General features: G+C 43.2%; 4 protein-coding genes. All 4 read right to left on the bottom strand.

Features of this window, described 5'->3' with window-relative positions; translation table 11 throughout:
• On the bottom strand, nucleotides 1-1,454 hold a 1,454-nt coding region (acs, locus tag E1163_RS02025), incomplete at its 3' end, for an acetate--CoA ligase (protein ID WP_155168945.1).
• A 153-nt stretch (nucleotides 1,455-1,607) separates the two neighbouring features.
• On the bottom strand, nucleotides 1,608-2,351 hold the full coding sequence (locus tag E1163_RS02020; RefSeq protein ID WP_155168943.1) for a ZIP family metal transporter: 744 nt from the start codon (nucleotides 2,349-2,351) through the stop codon (nucleotides 1,608-1,610).
• Nucleotides 2,352-2,413: 62 nt separating this feature from the next.
• Complete coding sequence (locus tag E1163_RS02015) at nucleotides 2,414-3,151, bottom strand: class I SAM-dependent methyltransferase (RefSeq protein ID WP_155168941.1); 738 nt, start codon at nucleotides 3,149-3,151, stop codon at nucleotides 2,414-2,416.
• Nucleotides 3,151-4,161 (bottom strand): FAD:protein FMN transferase (locus tag E1163_RS02010; RefSeq protein ID WP_155168939.1); only part of this gene is annotated, 1,011 nt, incomplete at its 5' end. The genes E1163_RS02010 and E1163_RS02015, both read right to left, overlap by 1 nt.

Below are 4,161 nucleotides of genomic sequence, written 5' to 3'. Positions count from 1 at the left end.
TCACCTGTAAAATAGTATCCTTTGAAGCTGGAAAAATAAGTTTGCCTGCATCGCTCATGGTCTCCGTAAGTGGTCCGTAAAATAGACGGCCACGGGAATTTGACACATAAGTTGCCTTCCACACTATTTCCTTTTAGCTCTTTGCCTTCATTGTCGAGAATAGCCAGTTGCACCCCGGGAAGCGGCAAGGTAGCATATGACGGTTTTGTTGGCGTAACTCCCGCAATGGGCGATACCATAATACCTCCCGTTTCTGTTTGCCACCAGGTATCTACTATCGGGCACCTGCCTTTACCAACATGGTCGTGGTACCAGTGCCAGGCCTCTTCATTGATAGGCTCACCAACGGAACCGATCACTTTTAATGAATCCAGCTTGTAAGGCTCCAAAGGCTCTGTCCCAAATACCTGTAGTGCCCTGATGGCTGTTGGGGCCGTGTAAAACTGGTTTACCTGGTGTTTATCACAAATGTCCCAGAACCTTCCTGGATTGGGATAAGTAGGCACTCCTTCAAACATCAAAGTAGTAGCTCCCGCCAATAGCGGCCCGTATACGATATAGGAGTGTCCGGTTATCCAGCCAATATCGGCAGTACACCAATAGACATCTCCCGAATTATATTGAAATACATTTTGAAAAGAATAAGTGGTGTACACCATATAGCCTCCGCAGGTATGTACCACACCTTTGGGCTTCCCTGTTGACCCAGAAGTGTAAAGGATGAACAGCATGTCTTCTGAATCCATCACTTCAGCCTTATTCTCTTTTGACACGCCTTCTATAGCATCACTCCACCAGATGTCGCGGCCATTCTTCATGGTTACTTCCTGGCCGGTGCGCTTCAGCACGATCACTTTTTCAACTGAGTTGGTATTTTCAAGGGCTTCGTCCACTACGTTTTTGACCGCAATTTTCTTTTCTCCTCTAAAATTACCATCAGAGGTCAGCACCATTTTAGCTTCACAATCTTCTATACGATCGGCAAGCGACTTGGCAGAAAAGCCGGCGAATACGACTGAATGCACCGCCCCTATTCTGGCACAGGCAAGCATGGCAACAGCAGCCTCAGGAACCATAGGCATGTAAATTATCACACGATCTCCTTTTTCAACGCCCTGCGCTTTCATGGCATTGGCAAACTGGCAGACCATTTCATAAAGTTCGCGATAGGTAATAGTCCTTACAGCCTCTTCCGGATCATTAGGTTCCCAGATTATGGCAGGCTTATCGCCTAGCAGGAACAGGTGTTTTTCAAGAAGGTTTTCGGTAATGTTAAGCTTGCCGTTGACAAACCATTTGACATCCGGTTTTTCGAAGTTCCAGTCAACGACCTGGTCCCACTTCTTGTGCCAGTAGAAGGAATCTGCTATCCTGCCCCAGAAATTGTCAGGATCCTGAACACTCTTTTGGTATTCGTGGATGTAGCCACTAAGTGTCTGAATTTTGTTGCTCATAATTTACATGAATTCGGGTTTAAATAAATAGACTATTCCTTGTCGCTCCATACTAAGTTGCAAAAAATCATCTCATTTGAAAAATGATTTCAGCAGCTTAGCAGCTACATGTCTTAAAAATAACCCCGAATACTCCGGTGATCGGAGCAGGCACTAAAAGAAATACTCAGCAGAAACAGCTACAAGAGAACCTAGTATGCCAACACCTAGTTTCTTGGCATTAAAATGATGATCTACACTACTTTCAAAAACAATAGTAGTGGAGATATGCAGGAAGTTACCACTCACAATGGCAAAAAGGATGGTAAACGCTTCGTTGGAAAGCATGTTGTTTTCTACATAATAGTCGCCTATCAACAGACCCAGTGGCGATGCAATGGAAAACAAAACAAGAAATAAGACAGCCAGATTCCTCTTTTTCACCTGGCACATCAGAATGGACATCAAGGCAAATGCCGCAGGCGCTTTATGAAGCAAAATTCCAAATAGCAATGAATTTGACTCATGATGCTCATGCAATGCACTCGGATGAGCCAGCAATGAACCTTCTAAAAATGCATGTACCGACAACCCGAAAAGCACTAAGATAGCCGAACTCGCCTTATGTTCATGTCCTTCATTATGCTTATGCACGTGACCATGCTCTACGCCCGAGGTGAAATACTCCAGCACCTGCTGAAGAAAAAAGCCTACCAGAATGAAAAGTCCAATCTTTGTAGGGTTTTCTGCCCTTGAAAAGAGTTCGGGCAAAATATGGATAATGGTAACGGCAAACAGGTATGCTCCTGCAAATACCAGAACCAATTTATATTTTTTATCCTTTATTCCCGGAATTAAAAACGTGGACAATCCGGCCAGTAAGGCTACAAAAAATAGGATCAGAAGGTTAAAAAGCATGGGTATATTCAGATTCGGCAGCAAAGATATACAACAATGTTGCACTTACCTGTCTCTGACAACTATTTTTTCACTACAAATATCATCCTTTCAGAGTGCTCGGGATCGTAGGCGTTGAAGTGATAATCCCCAAAGATATCTATGAGTTGCAAACCGGCTCTTTTGAAGTAGCTCAGGAACTCTACACGCCTGATGGCTTTTACTTTCTCCTGATAGTGGTACTTATGACCGTTGTCTTCGAACCTAATATCCTTGAGGATGTAACCATCCTCACTAAATTGCTTAGTTATTTGAAAGGTAATGCCTTCTATCGTCTTTTCTTCAGAAGGCACGAGATTATGAACTACTTTATAAGGATTCAAAAAGTCAATGAGCAGTTTCCCCTCAGGCTTCAAAGCATCTGCTGCAACCTGAATGGCCTGAGCATTTTCCTCGTCGGAATCAAAATACCCAAAGCTTGTAAACATGTTTAAAACGAAATCAAACTCATTTTCGGCAAAATCATGACGCATATCCTGAATAAAAAAATGCAGCCTGTCATTTTCATACTGCTTTGCGTGCTCAATGTTTTGCGCAGAAAGATCTACTCCCACCACATCGAAACCTTTTTGATTGAGGTAAATAGAGTGACGTCCTTTGCCACAGGCCAGATCAAGAAGCTTGTGGTCTTTAGAGAAATGAAAGTACTCTACCAGATTGTCGATAAACTCCCTGGCTTCATCATGGTCTCTGTGTTTATATAAAATATGATAATACGGCGAATCAAACCACTGCCCAAACCACTCCTTTATTGCTGTCATTATTCCACTTCTTTTATATAAGGCTTAATACCTTCCGTAGCGTAAGCCTTTCTGTTGCCGGCAGCATCACTGTAAATTAAATATCCGTCCAAATCAGGGTTAGCTTCCAGTATTTCAATTGCTTTTTCATGCCCGAGCACCATAAACGCTGTGGCCAATGCATCGGCCGTCATACAATCCCCGGCAAAAACTGATGCACTCAGCAACGGGTGCCTGATCGGGAAACCGGTAAATGGACTGATCGTATGAGAATACTTAACCCCATCAACCACATAATAGTTAAAATAATTACCCGAAGTTGCCATCGCCCTGTTTTCGATAGTTACCGTAGCTGTGTAAAACTGGTTAATCTGATCAGAATCAGGATCGAGGATACCAATATTCCATAATTTGCCGGTTTTGAGATTTTTACCTTTGGCCACTACCTCCCCACCGATTTCCACAAGCATATTTTCTATTCCCTTATCTTCAAGGTAATCAGCTACAATATCCACACCATACCCCTTTGCAGAGGCACTAAAATCAAGCTGCACGCGCGGGTCTGTTTTCATCACCATCTCCCCGTCAAACTCCACCTTATCAAACCCCACAAACTGCATCAGCGAGTCTATGTACGCACTGTCATACTTCATCCGTTTATCAGGGCCAAATCCCCATGCGTTGACTAACGGCATCACAGTGGGGTCAAAAGCACCTCCGGTAAGATTGTATACTTTTTTACTACTGACCAGTGCCGGCTCAAAATATGGGCTATCAAATTTAAAGGCCGTATCCCTGTTAAATTCCGATATTTCAGAGTCAACAATATAGGTACTCAATGCTCTGTTGAAGCTTTTTAATAAAGAATCTATCTGCTTGCTGAAATCTCTTTTTTGCTCATCAAAGTATGTGACATTATAGGTTATGGGCCCCATGGTTTTGCCGGAAAAATGGGCCATTGGAACCCGTTGAGACTGACGGTATTTCCATACCAGAAACACTGCCAGCACTAACACCACTGAGTAAATAAT

Origin of the sequence: Fulvivirga kasyanovii, from assembly GCF_009711405.1 — a bacterium.
Classification (GTDB): Bacteria; Bacteroidota; Bacteroidia; order Cytophagales; family Cyclobacteriaceae; genus Fulvivirga; species Fulvivirga kasyanovii.
The sequence above is the reverse complement of the archived record's forward strand: the minus strand, read 5'-3'. Positions and strand labels throughout refer to the sequence as shown.

Excerpts from the sequence above, each read along its gene's own strand:
- E1163_RS02020 (WP_155168943.1), bottom strand. The coding sequence starts at position 2,351 with ATGCTTTTTAACCTTCTGATCCTATTTTTTGTAGCCTTACTGGCCGGA.
- E1163_RS02015 (WP_155168941.1), bottom strand. The coding sequence starts at position 3,151 with ATGACAGCAATAAAGGAGTGGTTTGGGCAGTGGTTTGATTCGCCGTAT.